Origin of the sequence: Nonomuraea sp. B1E8, assembly GCF_039871515.1 — a bacterium.
Lineage (GTDB): Bacteria > Actinomycetota > Actinomycetes > Streptosporangiales > Streptosporangiaceae > Nonomuraea.
This window is the reverse complement of sequence record NZ_JBDPLS010000013.1, coordinates 26,025-44,080: the sequence shown is the minus strand read 5'-3', so window position 1 is coordinate 44,080 and position 18,056 is coordinate 26,025. Positions and strand designations below refer to the sequence as shown.

The following is an 18,056-nucleotide window of genomic DNA, read 5'->3' as shown; positions in this document are numbered from 1 at the left end:
GCGAGGTCCGGGGAGCTGAGATTGTCAGGGGTGTCCGTCGGAGTCATGCCTCGATCCTGGTCCTACGGTCTGGCCCAGGGCGATGGCAAGAAGGTCAGCCTCCGATACATTCTTGCCATGTCCATCGACCCTGCCGTCCACCGCGTTCCCCGCGCCCTTCCCGCGTCCGCCCGGGCCCGTGACCTCGCTGATCGCGCGGCCGAACTGGACCCGGCCCCGCGGCCCGGCGCGCACAAGGTCGTCGTCCTTGCCCTCGACGGCGTCTACCCCTTCGAACTCGGCATCCCGCATCGGGTCCTGGGATCCGCCGATGGCCGCTATGAGGTGCTGTCCGCGAGCGTGGACGGGCAGCCCGTACGTACCGACGCGGACCTGACCGTCACCCCCGGGCACGGTCCCGAGGCGCTGGCCGGGGCGGACACCGTGATCATCCCTCCGTACGGGATCTCGCCGGCCTCGGCCGCCGCCCCGGACCCGCAGGCCCTGGCCGCCCTGTCCCGTGTCCGCCCCGGCACCCGCCTGGTGTCCATCTGCACCGGCGCTTTCCTGCTGGCCGCCGCCGGTCTCCTGGACGGACGCCGAGCCACCACCCACTGGGAGCTCACCGACATCTTCCGGGAACTGTTCCCCCGGGTCGAGCTGGATGCCGGCGTGCTCTTCGTCGACCACGGTGACGTACTGACCTCCGCGGGAGCGGCGAGCGGTGTCGACATCTGCCTGCACCTGGTGCGCCAGGACCACGGCAGCGAGGTCGCCAACCAGGTCGCCCGCCGCTGCGTCGTGCCGCCGTACCGGGACGGCGGGCAGGCGCAGTACATCGAGCGGCCGCTGCCGCCGGCGAGCGAAACCGGCACAGGACCGACCCGCGACTGGGCGCTGCAGCGGCTGGAACTGCCGCTGTCGCTGGAGGAGTTGGCCGCGCACGCGGCGATGAGCACCCGTACCTTCGCCCGACGCTTCCGGCAAGAGACCGGCATGAGCCCCGGCCGCTGGCTGACCCAGCAGCGGCTGAGGCGGGCGCGGCACCTGTTGGAGTCCAGCGACCTGCCGGTGGAACGGGTCGCCCACGAGGTCGGCTTCGCCACCGCCACCTCGCTGCGGCGGCACCTGGCAGCGGAGACGGGGGTGGCCCCGTCGGCGTACCGGCGCACCTTCCGCGTCTCGGATCTGGCCGCGGGCGACGTCAGGGAAGCATCAGGACCTGGGCGCTGAGAGGTCGTTCTCACGCAAGAGCGGGCCTGCCCTGCTGCCGAGACTTGCATCGTGTGAGATGCGGCACTGTGACGGACTCATGACCCCTCGCTGAGCGACTCGGAGACATCGAGCGCCACCCTGCCTCCGGAGTTGTTCTCGGGCGTCCTGGCGCCGGCCCTCACGGCGCAGCCACTCGCCGTAGAGCGGGTGGGCGCGGGCGAGAAAGGTCGCGTACCGGCATCTGGACAGATGGTCGATCGCCTCGCGGTACAGGTCCTCGGCGGCGGATCCGGTGGTGGTCAGCGCGTGAGCGTGCCTCCACCCCGAGCGCCAGCGGGGTGCAGCTGGCACGGGCACAGGAGCTGAGCCGTTCCAGCGCGGCGGCGGTGCGCGACGGCTCGCCGGCGCGGACGGCGGCCTCGACCAACTCGGGCAGGGCGGCGCTGCTGTGCGTCAGCTCGTCGGCGTCGCACGTCACCGAGGCGGCCTGCAGTGCGGCGCTTGGACACGGTTCTATGCGGCTGGCGCCCTGCGCGACCCGGACGCGCCCGAGCTGGACGAGGACGACGAAGGCGTGGACTGAACGCCCACATCGGGTGACGCGGGCATATCAGGTGGCCGGGGTGCTCGGAAATCGCAAGTGCCGGTAGTTGGAGCTGATGTCAGGCTGCCTGGTATGTCTAACTAAGCCGTGATTGGTGCGGCCGTCCTGGCGGCCTGCTCGATCTTCGCGCAGTAGGCTGCACGGGCTTCTTCGTCGATCTGCTTCTCGTGTTCGGCGCGCAACCCGGTCCGGCCGTCGAGGCCCTCGCGCAGGATATCGGCGTGCCCGGCATGCCGGGTGGACTCGCCGAGGACATGAACCATGATGGCGAACAGGTTCGTGTGCCAGGCCGGCGTTGACTCCGGCCACCACGGCACGTGGCCGGGGGCGTCGAGGGGAAGCTCGTTGATCGTCGCGTCCGAGTGTTCCCACGTGCGCCGGTAGAACCCGATGATCTGATCGCGGGTCTCGTCCTCGGTCGCCCACAGATCGCTGCCGTTGGAGTCCTGCCACCGTGGCAGCGGTTCCGGGGAAGGGCGGTCGAAGACCTCGCCGAAGTACCTGGCCTCGACGGTGGCCACGTGTTTGACCAGGCCGAGGAGGTTGGTCCCGGTCGCTGTCAAAGGTCGGCGGGCGTCGTATTCGGACAAGCCGTCGAGTTTCCAGAGCAGCGCCTTGCGGTCCCGCCGCAGTCTCCCGTGCAGGTTGTCTTTCGCGAATTCATCGATCATGCGGCATGAGCCTGCCATGGGCTGTTCGTGGTCTCAAGTTTCCGTACATGGTTCGCAACGACTGGCAGAGCCGAGGCCTGGCCATGGCCGCCGTTGTTCACTCTCACGGACGGCACTGCCTCGGGGCGAAGAGCGGGCGCCGTCGGCGGCCTCTGGCGGCCGCGAGGGCGTGGGGCCGAACGGGGTGGCGGCGCGAATCCCATCAGATCCGATGGCGATTGCTGGCAGGGTTTGATGACAGATGGGCTCCGATCCTCCGTAGGGAAGGGGCCCTCGGTGGCGAACCTGGTCTACAAGCGGGTCTCGACCGACCAGCAGTCGACCTCCCGGCAGAACCTCGCCCTGGACGAGGCCGGGATCGAGGACCCGATTGTCTTCTCACCCTCGACATGCCGGGCAAGGTCGCGGGCTTTCTCCGCGCGTCCGGCCTGGAGCCCGCCGAGCGGGCCGCGCTCGACCAAGGGGTGACCGTACGGCGCGGCCAGGGTGTCCCTGCCGACCAATGTTCCCCGAGGCCGGTCCCACGACAACTGTTCCAGAAGGCATGTACGGGGCCGACTTTCGGTACGATTTCGGAGTGGGAACTGGTAATGATCACCCCCAGGGGGGACTTGATCTCGGCTACGCCCGCGTCTCCACCACCAAACAGTCCCTCGATCGTCAGCTCCACGCCCTGGCCGCCGCCGGCATCCCGGACGAGCGGATCTTCGTCGACAAGAAGACCGGAACCACCGCCGACCGGGACGGCCTCGATCGGCTCCTGGCCTACGCGCGCGCTGGCGACACGGTCGTTGTCCATGCTCTGGACCGGATCGGCCGTAACCTCCGTGAGGTTCTGAACCTCGTGCACGAGCTGTCCGAGCGCGGCATCGGTGTGCGTTCGCTGGCCGACCCGCTCCCCATCAACGCCGCCGACGAGGGCATGGGCCGTATCGCTTTCCAGCTGCTCGCGTTGTTCGCCGAGATGGAACGGACCTTCACCGCCGAGCGCGCCGCCCACGCCCGCGCCGTCGCCGAAGCGGGCGGCCGACACGTGGGCCGGCCTGTAGCCCACCCGGCCGACAAGATCAAATATGCTCAGTTGCTCAGGGCCCAGGGCGACTCCCTCGGCCAGATCGCGGCCAAGACCGGCATCCCCAAGACATCCCTGCACCGCTACCTCTCCGATACCGTCGCCGCAGCCAGCAGGGGCCGGGGCGACGGCATGAGCAGCCGCAGCCCGAAGCGGCAGCTCGGAGAAGCCGAAGGGGATGGAGTCAGCCGGGCCGGTGAAGCCGTAACCATCGCTACCGCCCAGAAAGCTGACGAGTCGGCCTTCGGCGGGCTGGTCGAGCAGTATCGGCGAGAGTTGCAGGTGCATTGCTACCGGATGGTCGGTTCGTTCGAGGAGTCCGAAGATCTGGTACAGGAAACATTCCTGCGGGCGTGGCGCAAACGCGAGAGCTTCCAGGGTCGTTCCACATTCCGCGCGTGGCTCTACCGGATCGCGACGAACGCCTGTCTCGACTTCCTCGACCGGCATCCGCGCCATCCGCTCCCGCGTGAGGCCGCACGGGCAGGCGATAGGGGCGAGGCGCCGCCGGATGAGATCCGATGGCTCCAGCCCTACCCGGATCGGCTGCTGGAGCCGATGGCAGCAGACGACACGGAGCCGGACGCCGCTGCGGTCGGCAAGGAGACCATCGAACTGGCGTTCCTGGTCGCCATCCAGCACCTGCCTCCCCGGCAACGTGCGGTGCTGATCCTTCGAGACGTGCTCGGCTGGTCGGCCAAGGAGTCCTCCGCGGCGCTGGGGATGAGTGTCGCCTCGGTGAAGAGCGCTCTGCAGCGGGCGCGGCCGACCCTGAAGATCCACCTCCCGCGGCGTCGAGAGGAGTGGGCGGCGTCAACGCCCGCCACCGCGCAGGAGCGGGCCTTGCTGCAGCGCTTCATGGACGCCCACCAGCAGGCGGACACCGCTGCGCTCGCACAGTTGCTGAGCGAAGACGTGCGGATGACGATGCCTCCGCTTCCCTTCTGGTTCTCCGGTCGCCAGGCGGTCACGGACTTCGCCGCCCACGCCCTCGGACCCGACTCGCCGCTGTACCGGGCACAGTGGCGGAGCGTGCCGACCCGGGCGAACCGGCAGCCGGCGGCGGCGGGGTACGTCCGGGTGCCGGGAGACCGGGAGTACCGGGCTCAGGTGCTCAACGTGCTGCGGGTCGAGGACGGGAAGATCGCCGAGATCACCGCCTTCCAGCCGCGCGTGTTCCCTGCGTTCGATCTGCCGCTGACACTGCCCTAGTTTCCGGACACCCCAGTGCTCGATCGTCGACCAGGGCGGTGATTCCTTTTCGGCCGCCTCACCGTCTCAACAACGGACGGCCGCGATACGCGCGGCCGACGACGGTGAGGAGCTGTTGATGGGAACCGGGAATCGCGACGATGTGATGGCGCTGCCGCAAGGTGATGTCGGCCTGCTGGGCAGTGACGTGGCGCAGCGTCTGTTGTTCTCCAAGGAGCTGGCGCGAGTGGCGTATGTCGCGGCGGACGGTACGCCGCGCGTCTTCCCGATGTTGTTTCACTGGACCGGGACTGAGGTGGTGCTCTCGACGTTCGGGGGCGCCAAGGTTCGCGCCCTGCGGGCCAGGCCCGACGTCGCCATCACCATCGACGTCGCCTCCACCCCGCCGGAGGCGCTGCTGATCCGTGGGCGGGCCTCTGTCACCGATGTCGCAGGGATCGTCCCGGAGTACGCGCTGGCCCTGCGCCGCTACGGCGGGGAGGAGCAGGCCGCCGCCCAGCTGGCGGAAGTCGATCACCCTGACACGAAGATGGTCCGCATCGCCGTGCGGCCGGCCTGGGTCGGTGTTCTGGATTTCCAGACACGACTGCCCGGTGGCACCAGCATGCGGGATTTCGAACGTCGGGGCCGGGTGTGACCAGGGGGACCGGAAGTCGGTCCAGCCGTCATCACTATCAGGAGGGCAGCTCATCATGACCACTTATGTATTGATCCACGGCGCCGCGTCCGACTCCTGGTACTGGCATCTGCTGAACGCCGAACTGCGTGCGCGCGGCCACGACGTGGTGGTGCCCGATCTGCCCTGCGACGATGACTCGGCCGGGCTGTCCGAGTACGCCGACGTGGTGATCGACGCCATCGGGGACCGCACCGACCTTGTCGTGGTCGCCCAGTCGTTCGGCGGATTCTCCGCTCCTCTGGTGTGCGATCGGGTCCCGGTCGATCTACTGGTGCTGCTGACAGCGATGATCCCCTTGCCGGGTGAGTCGCCTGGCCAGTGGTGGGCCAACACCGGCTGGGAAAAGGCCCGACACGAGCAGGACAAACGGGACGGACGGGCACCCGACGACGAGATCGCCCTTTTTCTCCACGACGTGCCGCCCGCCCTGGCGGCAGAGGTGATCAAGCGGCCCCGTCATCAGTCCGTCACCCCTTTCCTGGAGCCATGGCCGCTTCAAGCGTGGCCCGCGGTGCCGACGAAGGTCCTGCTCTGCCGCGACGACCGCTTCTTCCCTGCGGAGTTCATGCGCGGTGTCGTCGAACAACGCCTCGGCATCGCCCCAGACGAGATCGATGGCGGCCACGCCATCGCCCTCAGCCACCCCAGGGAGCTGGCCGATCGACTCGAGGCCTACCAGACCGAACGGTAACAACCCGCGTGCGTCGGCACCGGAACGTACGCCAACCCCTCCGAGCACGCCTCGTACGGTGCACCTGCGGAAATGCGCTCACCGAACGAAACGGTCTGTTGCGGAGCCTTCGGCGCCGGTGCCGGCCTGACCGACCGCGGCTGACCGATCTGGTGATCGCGGAGAGCGAGGCCGCCACCAAAGTGCTGGAACACGACGACAGCGGCACTTTGATCGCCTGGAACGACGCGGGCGGGGTGAGCCTGGAAGTCGTGGGCTGTCCCACAAGGCCCCGGGAAAACGTTCGCCGAACGATGCAACATCTTCGTCCCTTCGGCCGTCTGGAACGTGACTACCGAAGGGACGACACGCGGTCGGATGCGCAAGGAACCATGGCGATCCCCGACGGCGGCCTCGACCGGCTGATGACCTACCCGATCAGGAACGAGATGTACGTCGTGGACCTGGCGGCGATCACGTAGGGCTGCCCGTCCTCAAGCCCTGACGGTCTCGGCCTCGTGCGGCCGGTTGAGGCCTGATGCCTACTCCCTCCGGTGCAGTGCGTACGGCGAACGGTGCACGGTCAAGTGACGATCAACGGACGACGCGCTCCCGCCACGACCCGGTCTAGCGTTTCTCCTCGACACAGCCGGATGAGAACTGGAGAAATCGCCATGAGCAAGAGAATGATGACTGCGATCGCCACGCTGAGCCTGACGGCCGGTCTGCTGGGAGCGGCCGGCTCGCCGGCCGGTGCCCAGGCCGGCACGGCCAGCCAGGCGGCCGCCACTGCGACGGCCGCGCCGAAGCCGCCGAAGGGCGCCAGGGCGGTGGTTCGGGTCAGCCCCAACCCCACCACCAAGCGAGGCCAGGAGGTGACGATCACCGGCCACTGCGGCGGCGGCAAAGGGCTCAAGGCCGTGCTCGCCGGGCTCGACAGGAAGCACCCAGTGCTCCAGAACATCCGCATCGTTGAGGACAACCCGAAGGGATTCGTCGCGAAGGCGACCCTCGCCCCCAAGATCGGTAACGGCGTCGGTCCTGTTTTCGTCGACTGTGGCGGCGAGGCAGGCGTGACCCTCCTGGTCACCCACGTCTGATCGAACCTTCCCATCCGGGCAGGTCAACAGATCCAGCACTTCCGCAGTGCGTCCGCCGGTCCACCCGGCCACGGAAGGCGAACATGGCGACGCTGCCCGGCATCGCGCCCGTCACCCCTCGAGAAAAGGCCTCCTACATGGCCGAACCGCCCCCGCGCCGCGTACCCGCTCCTGTCCGGCACCTCGCCTGGATCGCCGACATCACGCTCGCTGTCCTCACCCTGGTGTTCTTCGTCGCCGTAGCCCTCGCCACCGGGGTGCGCAACCCCTGGGAGGGCACGATCCCTCTCGCTCTGCTGCTCGGGGCGCTCCTGCTGGTCAGACGCCGCTGGCCGATGACCGTGTTGCTGCTGTCGATCGGCGGGATCTTCGCCTATCACCTCACCGGGCACTGGCCTCCCGCCGGTTGGATCTGGCCCGCCGCGGTCGCCTACTTCACCGCCTCCACCACGCCGCGCGTACGCTGGGTCGCCGCCATCGGCCTGGCCCAACTGGCCTACTCCGCGGTCGACGCCCGCTGGATCGTGGACCGTAACCTGACCCGTTACCTGATTCACGTCGTGGGGGAAGGACTGCTCCTGGCGATCCTCATCGCCGCGGGCCTCACCTACGCCGCCGCGATGCGCTGGCGCGAACGGCTGCGCGAAACCGACAGCCGTGCCCGCGCCGCCGAGGAACGGCTGCGCGTCTCGCACGAGGTTCACGACGTCATCGCCCACACGCTGGCCGTCGTGGGCGTTCAGCTCAATGTCGCCGCCGACGCTCTGGAGGAGGACCCGGCCGCGGCCGCCGCCGCGCTACGCCTGGCGAAGGACGTCAGGAACCGGGCGATGGCCGACCTTCGCTCTCTCATCGCGGTCTTGCGCGACGGCCCCGGCGACACCGCGGCCCAGCCCGATCTGGCCTCCTTGGGCACTCTCATCTCCGAAGCCCGCGCCGCCGGGCTTGAGGTGATCCTCGATGAGCACGGCGACCCGGCGGCCGTCCCCGCCATTCCCGCCATCGCCGTTTACCGCGTCGTACAGGAGTCGCTTGCCAACACGCTCAAGCACGCGAACGCGCGCAAGGCCGAGGTGACGATCAACTACGCGCCGCGCTCGGTCACCGTCGAGATCACCGACGACGGCCGCAGCGTCCCGGCCGGCGCCGAGGTCACCGAAGGCCATGGCCTGGCGGGCATGAGAGAGCGGGTGAGCGCACTCGGGGGCGTGCTCACCGCGGGGCCGGTCCCCGGCGGCTTCGCCGTGCGGGCCGACATCCCTGTGGCAGGCTCGACGGCATGACGATCAAGGTGCTCCTCGCCGACGACCAGGCACTCGTACGGGCCGGCTTCCGCAGCCTGCTGGTCCGGTCACGGGACATCACGGTCGTCGGCGAAGCCCATGACGGCGACGAAGCCGTACGGCTGGCCGCGAGCACCCACCCCGATGTGATCCTCATGGACATCCGCATGCCGGGCACGGATGGGATCATCGCAACGCGCCGCATCGTCACCGACCCGGCCACTCCGGGTTGTCGCGTCATCATCCTCACCACGTTCGACACCGACGAACACGTCTTCGCCGCCCTGCGCGCCGGAGCCAGCGGCTTTCTCACCAAAGAGGTCGAACCCGCCGAACTGCGCCGGGCGGTCGCCGCTGTCGCCGGCGGAGACGCGCTCCTGTCTCCGGGAGTGACCCGCCGCGTCATCGAGCAGTTCGCCCACCGGCAGGACCTCACGCCCAGCGCGGGGCAGCGTCTGGCCGCCCTCACCTCCCGCGAACTGGAGGCGGTCAAGCTCGTGGCGCTCGGCCTGTCCAACGTCGAGATCGCCGAGCGCCTCGTCATCAGTCCGCTCACTGCCAAGACCCACATCACCAGGGCCATCGCCAAGCTGAACGTGCGCGACCGGGTCCAGCTGGTCATCCTGGCCTACGAGAGCGGCCTCGTACGGCCCGGCTCGTGACATCGGGATCAAAGGTCAGCCACCGACGATCGCCCGCAAGCTGAGGGCCGGCATCCGTCGGAGGCCGGTCTCCACCGAGTCCTGGCCGACGACGGGGGGATTCCGACCGGGAGCTGATCTTCTTCTCAGGGGCGATCAGTCCGCGTGGCCGCCAGCGGGTACCACGGCGATCGTCGCCTCGGCAGAGGAGCCGGGCACCAGTCTCCCTCACATGGTGGGGTGGGCGGCGGCCATGACGCCGTGCACGGCCGCCGTGATGCGGTTGGCGGCCTGGTCGGGGTCGGGCTGGCCCGCGTCGAGCCAGGCGATGACGGCCTCCAGGGTGAAGGCGGGGATCAGGTTGGCGGCCCAGTCCAGCCACGGCCCTTCCGGGATGACGCGGGCCAGGTTGCGGCGGCCGACCTCGCGGGAGGCGTCGGTGATGGTGTCGATCAGGTCGCGGAAGTCGGGCTCGCGGGCGGCGTGGCGGAACAGCAGCCGGAAGCCGTCGGGGTCGGCCGCGGCGGCGCGCAGCAGGGCGGGGATGGCGTCGTCGTCGAAGTTGTCGGCGCCGGTGGCCTCGGCCAGCCGCGCGCACGCGCGGTCCAGCACGGCCCGGTAGAGGTCGGCTTTGGAGTCGAAGTGCCGATACAGCATCGCCCGGGTCAGCTCGGCCTCGGCGGCGATGTCGTCCAGGCCGGTGGCGGTGTATCCGGCGCGGGCGAAGGCGCGGGTGGCCGCGTCCAAGATCTGCTCACGCCGCTCGGCGCGGCGCAGCCTGCGCACCGGCTGAGCCGGTCCGGCCTCGTACTGGCTCTGGCCTGTTTCGGTGCTCATCCGGCCTCCACTTGTAGAAGTCAAAGTATACATGTAGCTTATTATACATCCAAGTATACAAATTTTCATCTACTTGAGGAGGAGCTGTGTCCGATCCCGTACAGCTGCCGTTCGAACAGCCCGGCCCGCTGGAGCCGCCGCCGCTGCTGCGCCGGTTGCAGGCCTCGGGCCCCATCCATGCCATTCGCACCGCGGTCGGCGATCCCGGCTGGCAGGTGACGGCGTATGCGGAGGTGCGCGCCCTGCTGGACGACGCCCGGCTCGGCCGTGCCCACCCCGAGCCTGAACGCGCCTCCCGTACCGGCGAATCCGAGCTGTTCGGCGGCCCTCAGGGCGGCTTCGACACCGAGCAGGCCGACCACCGGCGGATGCGCTCGCTGCTGCAGCCGCACTTCTCGCCCAAGCGGATGCGCGCCCTGCGAGGCCGGATCGAGCAGATCACCACGCGGCTGCTCGACGAGCTGGCCGCCGCCGGCCCGCCCGCCGACCTGCACGCCGCGCTGGCGCTGCCGCTGCCGATCGCTGTCATCTGCGAGCTGCTCGGCGTCCCGTACGAGGACCGCGACCAGTTCCGCGCCTGGACGCAGGACGCCGCGGACATCACCGACCGCACCCGATCGGCCCAGGGCCTGGGCGCGCTGTTCGCCTACGGGCAGCAGCTGGTGGCCGGCAAGCGGGCCGCGGGTGATGCGGACGGCGATGTGATCTCCCGGCTGGCCGCCACCGACGGGGTCAGCGACGACGAGGCTGCCGCGATGGGGATGTTCCTGCTGTTCGCCGGGCACGAGACCACGGTCACCGCGATCGGTAAGGGTGTGCTGTGGCTGCTGGCCGGCCCCGGCCAGTGGCAGGCCCTGGTCAACGACCCGTCCCGGATCGACGCCGCCGTGGAGGAGATCCTGCGCGCCCCGGGCCTGGGCGGCGGCGGCATCCCCCGCTACGCCCGGGAAGACCTGGACATCGCCGGCGTCCGCGTCCGCGCCGGGGACCTGGTGCTGCTCGACACCGGTGCCGCCAACCACGACGCCGGCGTGTTCGCCGATCCCGACCGGTTCGACGTCGACCGGCCCGCCGTACCGCACCTGGCCTTCGGGCACGGCGCCCGCTACTGCGTCGGCGCGCCGCTGGCCCGCATCGAGCTGCAGGTCGTCTTCTCCCAGCTCGCCGCCCGCTTCCCGACTCTGGAGCTGGGCTGCGCGGTGGAGGACCTGGCCTTCGACAAGCGAACGCTGACCGGCGGGCTGACCGCTCTGCCGGTGACCTGGTGACCGGCGTGAACGCGGCCAAGACGGGCAAGCGGCGGCCGTTGTTCGGCCGGATCTATCCCACGATGGCCGCCGGCATGGACCGGGGCGGCATGACCGAACGCCGCCGCGAGCTGCTGGCCGGCTTGTCCGGTGAGGTGGTCGAGGTGGGCGCCGGGCACGGCGTCAACTTCGTGTACTACCCGGCCGAGGTGACGCTCGTGGTTGCGGTGGAGCCGGAGCCGCGCCTGCGCGCGCAGGCTCAGGCCGCCGCCGCCGGGACGGCGGTCCCCGTGGAGGTGGTGCCCGGCGTGGCCGAGCACCTGCCCGCGGCCGATCACAGCGCGGATGCGGTGGTGTTCTGCATGGTGCTGTGCTCGCTGCCCGACGTCGGCGCGGCGCTGGCCGAGGCGCGGCGGGTGCTCAAGCCCGGCGGGCAGCTACGTTTCCTGGAGCACGTACGCGCCGACACGTCTGGTCTGGCCCGGGTGCAGGACGTGCTGGACGCCACCATCTGGCCGCGCGTGGTCGGCGGCTGCCACCTCGGCCGCGACGCCGAGGCCGAACTCCGGCGGGCCGGGTTCCGCATCGACCGCCTGGACCGCTTCCTGTTCCCGCCCGCGCGCACCCCGGTCTCCTTCCACATCACCGGTACAGCCCTGCGCGATGGCGATGAGTGAGCGGCGTCCGGGTCAACGAGAGGGGTCGGTGATCCATCGGGCGGCGAGCAGGCCGGAGGCCGCGGTGAGGACGGCGGCGGCGATGACGGTGGCGTTCAGGCCGAAGGCGTCGGCCAGCAGGCCGGCGAGCAGGGCGCCGGCGGCGTAACCGATGTCGCGCCAGAACCGGTAGGTGCCCAGAGCGTTGGCGCGCCAGGCGGGGTGGGCGTGGTCGGAGACAGAGGCGATCAGTGCCGGGTAGACCATCGCGGTGCCGATGCCGAGCGCCACGGCGGACAAGACGCCGGCCAGCAGCGGCCACTGCGGCAGGGCCAGCACGAGGACGAACCCGGCGGCCTGGACCAGCATGCCGGACACGATGAGGGGTTTGCGGCCGATGCGGTCGGCCAGATGACCGGTGGGGATCTGGCCGAGGCCCCACAGGATCGGATACAGGCCTTTGATCAGGCCGACGGCGGCCAGGCCGAGCCCGTACTCGGTGAACAGCAACGGGAACACGCCCCAGGTCAGGCCGTCGTTGAGGTTGTTGATCAGCCCGGCCTGGCTGGCGCCGCGCAACGAGCTATCCCGCCACGAGGTGCGCGCGAACGTGGCCGCCAGCCCGGTGTTCTCTCCGTCGGGCAGCGGCTTGGGATGCTGGGCGAGCTCCAGGGCGACGTGCGCGGCGGTGTCGCGCACGACCAAGGACAACGCCAGACCGGCGAGGACGAAGACGACACCGATCAGCTCAGGGGCGGGCCGCAGCCCGTAGGCGGTGGCCAGGTAGCCGGTCAGCAGCGCAGTGACGCCGACCGCGGTGTATCCGGCGGCTTCGTTCAGTCCGGTGGCCAGGCCGCGGCGGGCCGGACCGACCAGGTCGATCTTCATGTTGACGGTCATCGACCAGGACAGGCCCTGGTTGAGGCCGAGCAGCAGGTTCGCGGCCACGATCCACCACCACGACGGCCCCCACGCCAGCATGAACGGCACCGGAGTGCCGATCAGCCAGCCCGCGACCAGGAGTTGCTTGCGGGTGAAGCGGGCGGCCAGCGCGCCGGCGGCGAGGTTCGTGGCCGCTTTGGTGAGGCCGAAGGCGATGATGAAGGAGAACACGGCCAGGTCGCTGGTCAGGCCGAAGACATCGGTGCCGATCAGCGGGACGGTGGTGCGCTCCAGCCCGACCAGGCCGCCGACGCACACGTTGACGATGACGAGCAGGGTGAACTGCAGCCAGTTCTCCCGCAGCCCCAGCCGCGCCGGGGGGAGGGTGCCGGTGCTCACCGAGCACCGCCGTCGGCGGTGTCGAGCCGCAGGCCGTGGGCGGCGGCGTACTCGGCCGGGCCGCCTTCAAGGACGGTCACGCCGGTGTGGCCGGCGCGTTCCAGCACGCTGGCCGCGGTCATCGCGCGCTCTCCGTGCCCGCAGGCCACCACCGCACCGGCCGGGGCGTCGGCGGCGTGCCCGGCGAGCTCGCCGAGCTCGATGTGCAGCGCCCCGGGCACGTGCCCGCCCGCGTACTCGGCCTCTTGCCGCACGTCGAGGTACGGCCCGGCAGGCGCCCGATCGGCGGTGACGAACGCCGTGACGGCCTCGGCTCCGCCCGGCTCCCGCCAGGCGCTCATGCCGCCGGCCAGGTGCCCGGCCAGCCGCTCGTAGCCGATCTTGTGCGCCTGCCAGACGACCTCCTCCAGGTTCTGGCCGTCGCCGGCGACGAAGACCAAAGGCGCCGTGTCGGGCAGCAGCCAGCCGAGCCAGGTGGCGAACTGCTCGCGCAGCGGGATCGACAGCGCGCCGGGGATGTGCCCGGCCGCGAACTCGGCCGCCGGGCGGACGTCGACGACCTGGCCGCCGGCGGCGAGCAGCGCCCGTACCTGCCGGGCCTCCAGGGCGGGCAGCGGGGGAGTGCCGGTCAGGACGGCGGGGCCGCGCCGGTTGTGCTCGCTCAGCCGGTCGAAGTAGGCAGGATAGGTACCCAGGCTCGTGAGCAGCCGCCGGACGAAGGCGTCCTCGTCCGGCGCGGCCAGCAGCGCATTGGTGCGCTTCTGCGCGCCGATGGTGGTGATGCGCTCGGCGCCGGGTGGTGCCGAGCAGAACGAGCCCGCCCCGTGCGTGGGCCACACCGGCGTGTGGTCCGGCAGCGCGGCCAGGCGATGCAGCGAGCGGTACTGGGCGCGGGCCAGTTCCTCGGTGCGCTCTGCGCCGAGCAGATCCGTACGGGCGGCCGAGCCGACGATCAGCGATCCGCCGGTGAACACGCCGATCTCCTGGCCGTCGTCCAGGAGCAGGAACGACAGGTGCTCGTCGGTGTGCCCGGGGGTGGCCAGCGCGCGCAGCCGCAGCCCGCCCAGATCCACCTCATCCCCGTCGGCCAGGCCCCAGTGCGCGAAGGCGCGTTTCCCGGCTGCGGAGGCCAGCACGCTCGCCCCCGTTTCGTGGGCGAGTTGCACGGCGCCGGACAGGAAGTCGGCGTGCAGGTGCGTGTCGGCCGCATACGCGACGCTCAGGCCGCGGCTGCGGGCGGCGGCATGCAGGGCGCGCAGGTCACGGGCGGCGTCCACGGCCAGCGCCCGGCCGTCGCCCAGGTCGAGCAGGTAGGCGCTGTTGCCCAGCCCTTCATCGACCAGCGGTATCAGGTGATCCTCGGCGAATCCCACGATGTCCTCCAAGATCTGGGCCCGGCGGCGCCGGAGAGAGTCGCGCGCACCGCTCACAATAGGTACGATATTCCATAGATTAATGGAGGACTGGATGAGTGACGCAACCCCAGCCCAGGCCAAGGCTTCTCTGTATGAAGCGTTCGCAGCCAGCGGCAAGGCCCTGGCCAGCGGAAAACGCCTGGAACTGCTCGACCTGCTCGCCCAGGGAGAGCGCACCGTCGAAGCCCTGGCCAAGGCCGCCGGGCTGAACCTGACCACCGCCTCGGCCCACCTGCAGACGCTCAAGCAGGCCGGGTTCGTCGCCACCCGCCGCGACGGCGTGCGCATCTACTACCGGCTGGCCGGCGACGACGTCGCCCAGCTGTTCGCGCTGCTGCGCAAGGTCGCCGAGGCTCACCAGGCCGCCGTTCCTCAAGCACGCGAGGCTTACCTCGGCAACGACGGCGCGGTGGAGGTCTCGCGGGAGGAGTTGTGCGCCCGGGTACGGGCGGGCGAGGTGGTGGCACTGGACGTGCGGCCGGTGGAGGAGTACCTGGCCGGCCACATCCCCGGCGCCGTGTCCATCCCCGTCGCCGAACTGGCCGACCGCATCGACGAACTGCCCGCCGACGTCGAGACCGTCGTGTACTGCCGCGGCGAGTACTGCGTGCTGGCCTACGACGCGGTCCGGCTGCTGATCGACCGCGGCCGGCGGGCGATCCGGCTCAGCGACGGCATGCTGGAGTGGCGGCTGTCCGACCTGCCCGTCGAGACCGGAGCATCCGCATGACCGCCCACCCCGCCCCATACCCGGTGCGGCATCCGGGGCTGGCCGGCGGGCCGGTCTATCTCGACCACAACGCCACCACACCCGTCGATCCCCGGGTGACCGAGGCGATGCTGCCCTACCTGACCACCTGGTTCGGCAACCCCTCCAGCAGCCACCCGTACGCCGAGCGACCGCGCCGCGCGCTCGCCGACGCCCGCGCCCAGGTCGCCGCCCTGATCGGCGCACACGCGCCGCAGATGTTGTTCACCGCCTCCGGCTCCGAGGCGAACCTGCTCGCCGTGCGCGGCGCGCTGCTCGCCGCCGGCCGCCCGCACCCGCACGTGATCACCCAGGCCACCGAGCACCCGGCCGTGCTGGACACCTGCCACGCGCTGGCGCGCCTGCACGACGCCCGCGTCACGGTGCTGCCGGTCGACGGCGACGGGCTGGTGAGCCCGGCCGCGCTGGCCGCCGCGCTGGATGACGACACCGTGCTGGTGTCGGTGATGGCCGCCAACAACGAGACCGGCGCCCTGCAGCCGGTCGCCGAGCTGGCCGCCCTCACCCACGCCCGGGGCGCGCTGCTGCACTGCGACGCCGCCCAGGCCGCGGGCAAGATCCCGCTGGACGTCACCGAGCTGGGCGCGGACCTGCTCACCCTTGTCGGGCACAAGATGTACGCGCCCAAGGGCATCGGCGCGCTGTACGTGCGCGAGGGCGTGTCGCTGGAGCCGGTTGTCTACGGCGGCGGGCAAGAACGCGGCCTGCGCGCCGGCACCGAGAACGTCGCCCTGGCCGTGGCCCTCGGCGCCGCCGCCGACCTGGCCGCACACGACCTCGCCACCGGCGCGCCCGCCCGCATCGCGCACCTGCGCGATGACCTGCACCTGCGCCTGGACGCGGCGCTGCCGGGCCGCGTCCACCTCAACGGCCCCGCCGGCCGGCGCCTGCCGAACACGCTGAACATCAGCATCGACGGCACCCGCGGACACGACCTCCTGGCCGCCGCGCCCGCCGTGGCGGCCTCCACCGGCTCGGCCTGCCACAGCGGCACCCACGCCCCGTCCCCCGTGCTGTCGGCCATGGGCCTGGACACCGGCAGAGCCTTGAGCGCGGTCCGGCTCTCACTGGGCCGCTGGAGCACCAGCGCCGACATCGAGACCGCAGCTGCCGCACTCATCAACGCGGCCCTGACCGTCTCCCACCCGCTGCCCGGCCTCCCCGGCATCACAGAAACAGGCAACGCATGAATGACGAGCGGGCGCACGCCGCCCCTGAGGATGGCGGCCCTGAGGATGGCGGTGCCGGCGATCCGGCCGTGCCGGTGGTGCTGGACGGCGGTGACCGCCGCTGCATCCACCTGCTGATCGAGCTGAGCCGCCTGGTTGCCGGCCTGCCCTCCGGGGGCGTGGTCCACCTCATCGCCACCGACCCGGCCGCACCCATCGATCTGCCCGCCTGGTGCCACCTGACCGGCCACCACTACCTCGGCCCTCTATCGGGCCGTGACCGCCCCACGTACGCCATCGGCGTCCGCGCCGACGCCCACCGTACCGAGCGCCATGCCCCTTGGCGGTCAATCACCGCCTGACCGGCACCCAGCCCATGCCCGCGCGGCCGCGCCTGCTGCCACGCCGGCCCGTCCAGCAGCCGAGCCATGCGCGACGCCTGGACGGTGATCGCCGGCGGCACATTGATGATCGTGGCCACCACATCGACCTCCTCTACAACGACGAGACCTACCCGCCTCCGGCATCCGCTCCCGGGTGCACTCCGGCACCATGAACGTCGCGCCGCACCTGACCTGTAAGTTCCGGCGGTGAATGGCCGGGATCTCCGGCGCTATTTGGCCGGATGTGATCTCTTGGCGGCATGACGCGGGTCACCCAGCGCGTCGGAATCCGATCGCCGCAATGATGGCCCCAAGACCGGCAAGGACGCCGATGGCGGCGAATGCGGCGTGGAAGCCGGCCAGGCCGGATCCGGCCACGAGGACTGTTGACACCGCGGCGACGCCTGCCGCGGGGCCGATCTCGCGCATCGTCTCGATCAAGCCCGATGCGATTCCTGATTCCGATGCGGTGACACCGGACAACGCGCCGATCTGCAGCGACGGGCCGCAGAGCCCCAGGCCGAGTCCGGCGAGCAGGAACGCCGGAAGCAGGTCCGTGAGGTAGTCGGCGTCAGCGGGGACCTGCGTGAGCCACACCATTCCGGCCGCTATGAGCATCAGGCCGGCCACGAGCCCCGTCGGCCGCAAGGCAGGTGATGGCGAGTGCGATGAGGAGCAGGCCTGCGGGAACGTTGATGAAGAACGCCCACCGCCAGCCCGGGCCGGCAGCGATGAGACCGCCGGCGACAACGCCGACCGTTCCGGCCGCTGCGCCAACGGCTCCGAAGAGGCCCAGGGCCCGATTGCGTTCGTGCCCTTCGCGGAAGGTGACGGCCAGCAGCGACAAGGCTGCCGGTGCGATGAGCGCGCCGCCCAGCCCTTGGAGCCCGCGGGCAGTGATCAGCACACCGCCGTGCTGGCCATGCCGGCCAGCAGCGATGCGGCGGTGAACAAGCCGAGGCCGGCGAGCAGGATGCGGCGTCGTCCCAGCAGGTCGGTCATCCGGCCACCGACGAGGAGGAAGCCGCCGAGCAGGAGGCCGTAGGCCACGACGATCCACTGCACGCTGCTCTGGCTGATGCCGAGGTCTCGCTGGATCGAGGGCACGGCAACGTTCACGATGGCGATGTCGAGACCCACCATCGCCTGGGCGGCGCACGCCAGCCCCAGCAC

19 protein-coding genes are annotated in these 18,056 nt (G+C 70.8%); 13 read left to right on the top strand and 6 right to left on the bottom strand.

Annotated elements, in window-relative coordinates:
• Nucleotides 1-117 precede the first annotated feature (117 nt).
• A complete protein-coding gene (locus ABGA98_RS34870) occupies nt 118-1,212 on the top strand; it encodes a helix-turn-helix domain-containing protein (RefSeq protein WP_347622690.1) in 1,095 nt (364 codons plus the stop codon).
• A 666-nt stretch (nt 1,213-1,878) separates the two neighbouring features.
• Here the strand turns inward: ABGA98_RS34870 and ABGA98_RS34865 are convergent.
• The gene (locus ABGA98_RS34865) at nt 1,879-2,469 is read right to left on the bottom strand and encodes a DinB family protein (RefSeq protein ID WP_347622689.1); all 591 of its coding nucleotides are present in this window, start codon (nt 2,467-2,469) and stop codon (nt 1,879-1,881) included.
• Nucleotides 2,470-2,745: 276 nt separating this feature from the next.
• Between ABGA98_RS34865 and ABGA98_RS34860 the strand changes: the two genes are divergently transcribed.
• From ABGA98_RS34860 to ABGA98_RS34830, 7 genes are all read left to right on the top strand, one after another.
• Nucleotides 2,746-2,937: a hypothetical protein gene (locus ABGA98_RS34860; protein ID WP_347622688.1), complete on the top strand. Its 192-nt coding sequence runs from the start codon at nt 2,746-2,748 to the stop codon at nt 2,935-2,937.
• 109 nt (nt 2,938-3,046) lie between these two features.
• Nucleotides 3,047-4,753 (top strand): RNA polymerase subunit sigma-70, encoded by a 1,707-nt coding sequence (locus ABGA98_RS34855; RefSeq protein WP_347622687.1) that lies wholly within the window; start codon nt 3,047-3,049, stop codon nt 4,751-4,753.
• Nucleotides 4,754-4,871: 118 nt separating this feature from the next.
• A complete protein-coding gene (locus ABGA98_RS34850) occupies nt 4,872-5,390 on the top strand; it encodes a pyridoxamine 5'-phosphate oxidase family protein (protein ID WP_347622686.1) in 519 nt (172 codons plus the stop codon).
• Nucleotides 5,391-5,445: 55 nt separating this feature from the next.
• Complete coding sequence (locus ABGA98_RS34845; RefSeq protein WP_347622685.1) at nt 5,446-6,123, top strand: alpha/beta hydrolase; 678 nt, start codon at nt 5,446-5,448, stop codon at nt 6,121-6,123.
• A 653-nt stretch (nt 6,124-6,776) separates the two neighbouring features.
• The gene (locus ABGA98_RS34840) at nt 6,777-7,202 is read left to right on the top strand and encodes a hypothetical protein (protein WP_347622684.1); all 426 of its coding nucleotides are present in this window, start codon (nt 6,777-6,779) and stop codon (nt 7,200-7,202) included.
• 83 nt (nt 7,203-7,285) lie between these two features.
• Entirely contained in the window at nt 7,286-8,485 is a 1,200-nt protein-coding gene (locus tag ABGA98_RS34835) for a histidine kinase (protein WP_347622683.1), read from the top strand.
• Nucleotides 8,482-9,147 carry a response regulator transcription factor gene (locus ABGA98_RS34830; protein ID WP_347622682.1) on the top strand — a complete coding sequence of 222 codons (666 nt, stop codon included), beginning with the start codon at nt 8,482-8,484 and terminating at the stop codon, nt 9,145-9,147. Before ABGA98_RS34835 ends, ABGA98_RS34830 begins: the two co-directional genes overlap by 4 nt.
• A gap of 207 nt (nt 9,148-9,354) precedes the next feature.
• Here ABGA98_RS34830 and ABGA98_RS34825 read toward each other — a convergent pair whose 3' ends face one another.
• Nucleotides 9,355-9,963 (bottom strand): helix-turn-helix domain-containing protein, encoded by a 609-nt coding sequence (locus ABGA98_RS34825; RefSeq protein ID WP_347622681.1) that lies wholly within the window; start codon nt 9,961-9,963, stop codon nt 9,355-9,357.
• An 86-nt stretch (nt 9,964-10,049) separates the two neighbouring features.
• Here ABGA98_RS34825 and ABGA98_RS34820 point away from each other — a divergent pair, with 86 nt between their 5' ends.
• Both ABGA98_RS34820 and ABGA98_RS34815 read left to right on the top strand, forming a co-directional pair.
• A complete protein-coding gene (locus tag ABGA98_RS34820; protein ID WP_347622680.1) occupies nt 10,050-11,231 on the top strand; it encodes a cytochrome P450 in 1,182 nt (393 codons plus the stop codon).
• Nucleotides 11,228-11,887 carry a class I SAM-dependent methyltransferase gene (locus ABGA98_RS34815; protein WP_347622679.1) on the top strand — a complete coding sequence of 220 codons (660 nt, stop codon included), beginning with the start codon at nt 11,228-11,230 and terminating at the stop codon, nt 11,885-11,887. Before ABGA98_RS34820 ends, ABGA98_RS34815 begins: the two co-directional genes overlap by 4 nt.
• A 12-nt stretch (nt 11,888-11,899) precedes the next feature.
• Here the strand turns inward: ABGA98_RS34815 and ABGA98_RS34810 are convergent, their stop codons facing one another.
• The gene (locus tag ABGA98_RS34810) at nt 11,900-13,147 is read right to left on the bottom strand and encodes an MFS transporter (protein WP_347622678.1); all 1,248 of its coding nucleotides are present in this window, start codon (nt 13,145-13,147) and stop codon (nt 11,900-11,902) included.
• Complete coding sequence (locus ABGA98_RS34805) at nt 13,144-14,577, bottom strand: MBL fold metallo-hydrolase (protein WP_347622677.1); 1,434 nt, start codon at nt 14,575-14,577, stop codon at nt 13,144-13,146. Before ABGA98_RS34805 ends, ABGA98_RS34810 begins: the two co-directional genes overlap by 4 nt.
• 37 nt (nt 14,578-14,614) lie before the next feature.
• On the opposite strand from ABGA98_RS34805, the gene ABGA98_RS34800 reads away from it, so the two are divergent.
• Genes ABGA98_RS34800 through ABGA98_RS34790 form a run of 3 tightly spaced genes read left to right on the top strand, consistent with a single transcriptional unit; the run spans nt 14,615 to nt 16,862 of the window.
• A complete protein-coding gene (locus tag ABGA98_RS34800; protein ID WP_347622676.1) occupies nt 14,615-15,292 on the top strand; it encodes a metalloregulator ArsR/SmtB family transcription factor in 678 nt (225 codons plus the stop codon).
• On the top strand, nt 15,289-16,521 hold the full coding sequence (locus tag ABGA98_RS34795; RefSeq protein WP_347622675.1) for a cysteine desulfurase family protein: 1,233 nt from the start codon (nt 15,289-15,291) through the stop codon (nt 16,519-16,521). The genes ABGA98_RS34800 and ABGA98_RS34795 overlap by 4 nt, the downstream gene beginning before the upstream one ends.
• Nucleotides 16,518-16,862, top strand: coding sequence for a sulfurtransferase TusA family protein (locus tag ABGA98_RS34790; RefSeq protein ID WP_347622674.1), 345 nt, complete (start codon nt 16,518-16,520; stop codon nt 16,860-16,862). Before ABGA98_RS34795 ends, ABGA98_RS34790 begins: the two co-directional genes overlap by 4 nt.
• 291 nt (nt 16,863-17,153) lie before the next feature.
• On the opposite strand, the gene ABGA98_RS34785 is transcribed toward ABGA98_RS34790, so the two are convergent.
• Both ABGA98_RS34785 and ABGA98_RS34780 read right to left on the bottom strand, forming a co-directional pair.
• The gene (locus ABGA98_RS34785) at nt 17,154-17,513 is read right to left on the bottom strand and encodes a hypothetical protein (protein WP_347622673.1); all 360 of its coding nucleotides are present in this window, start codon (nt 17,511-17,513) and stop codon (nt 17,154-17,156) included.
• A gap of 270 nt (nt 17,514-17,783) precedes the next feature.
• Complete coding sequence (locus ABGA98_RS34780) at nt 17,784-18,056, bottom strand: MFS transporter (RefSeq protein WP_347622672.1); 273 nt, start codon at nt 18,054-18,056, stop codon at nt 17,784-17,786.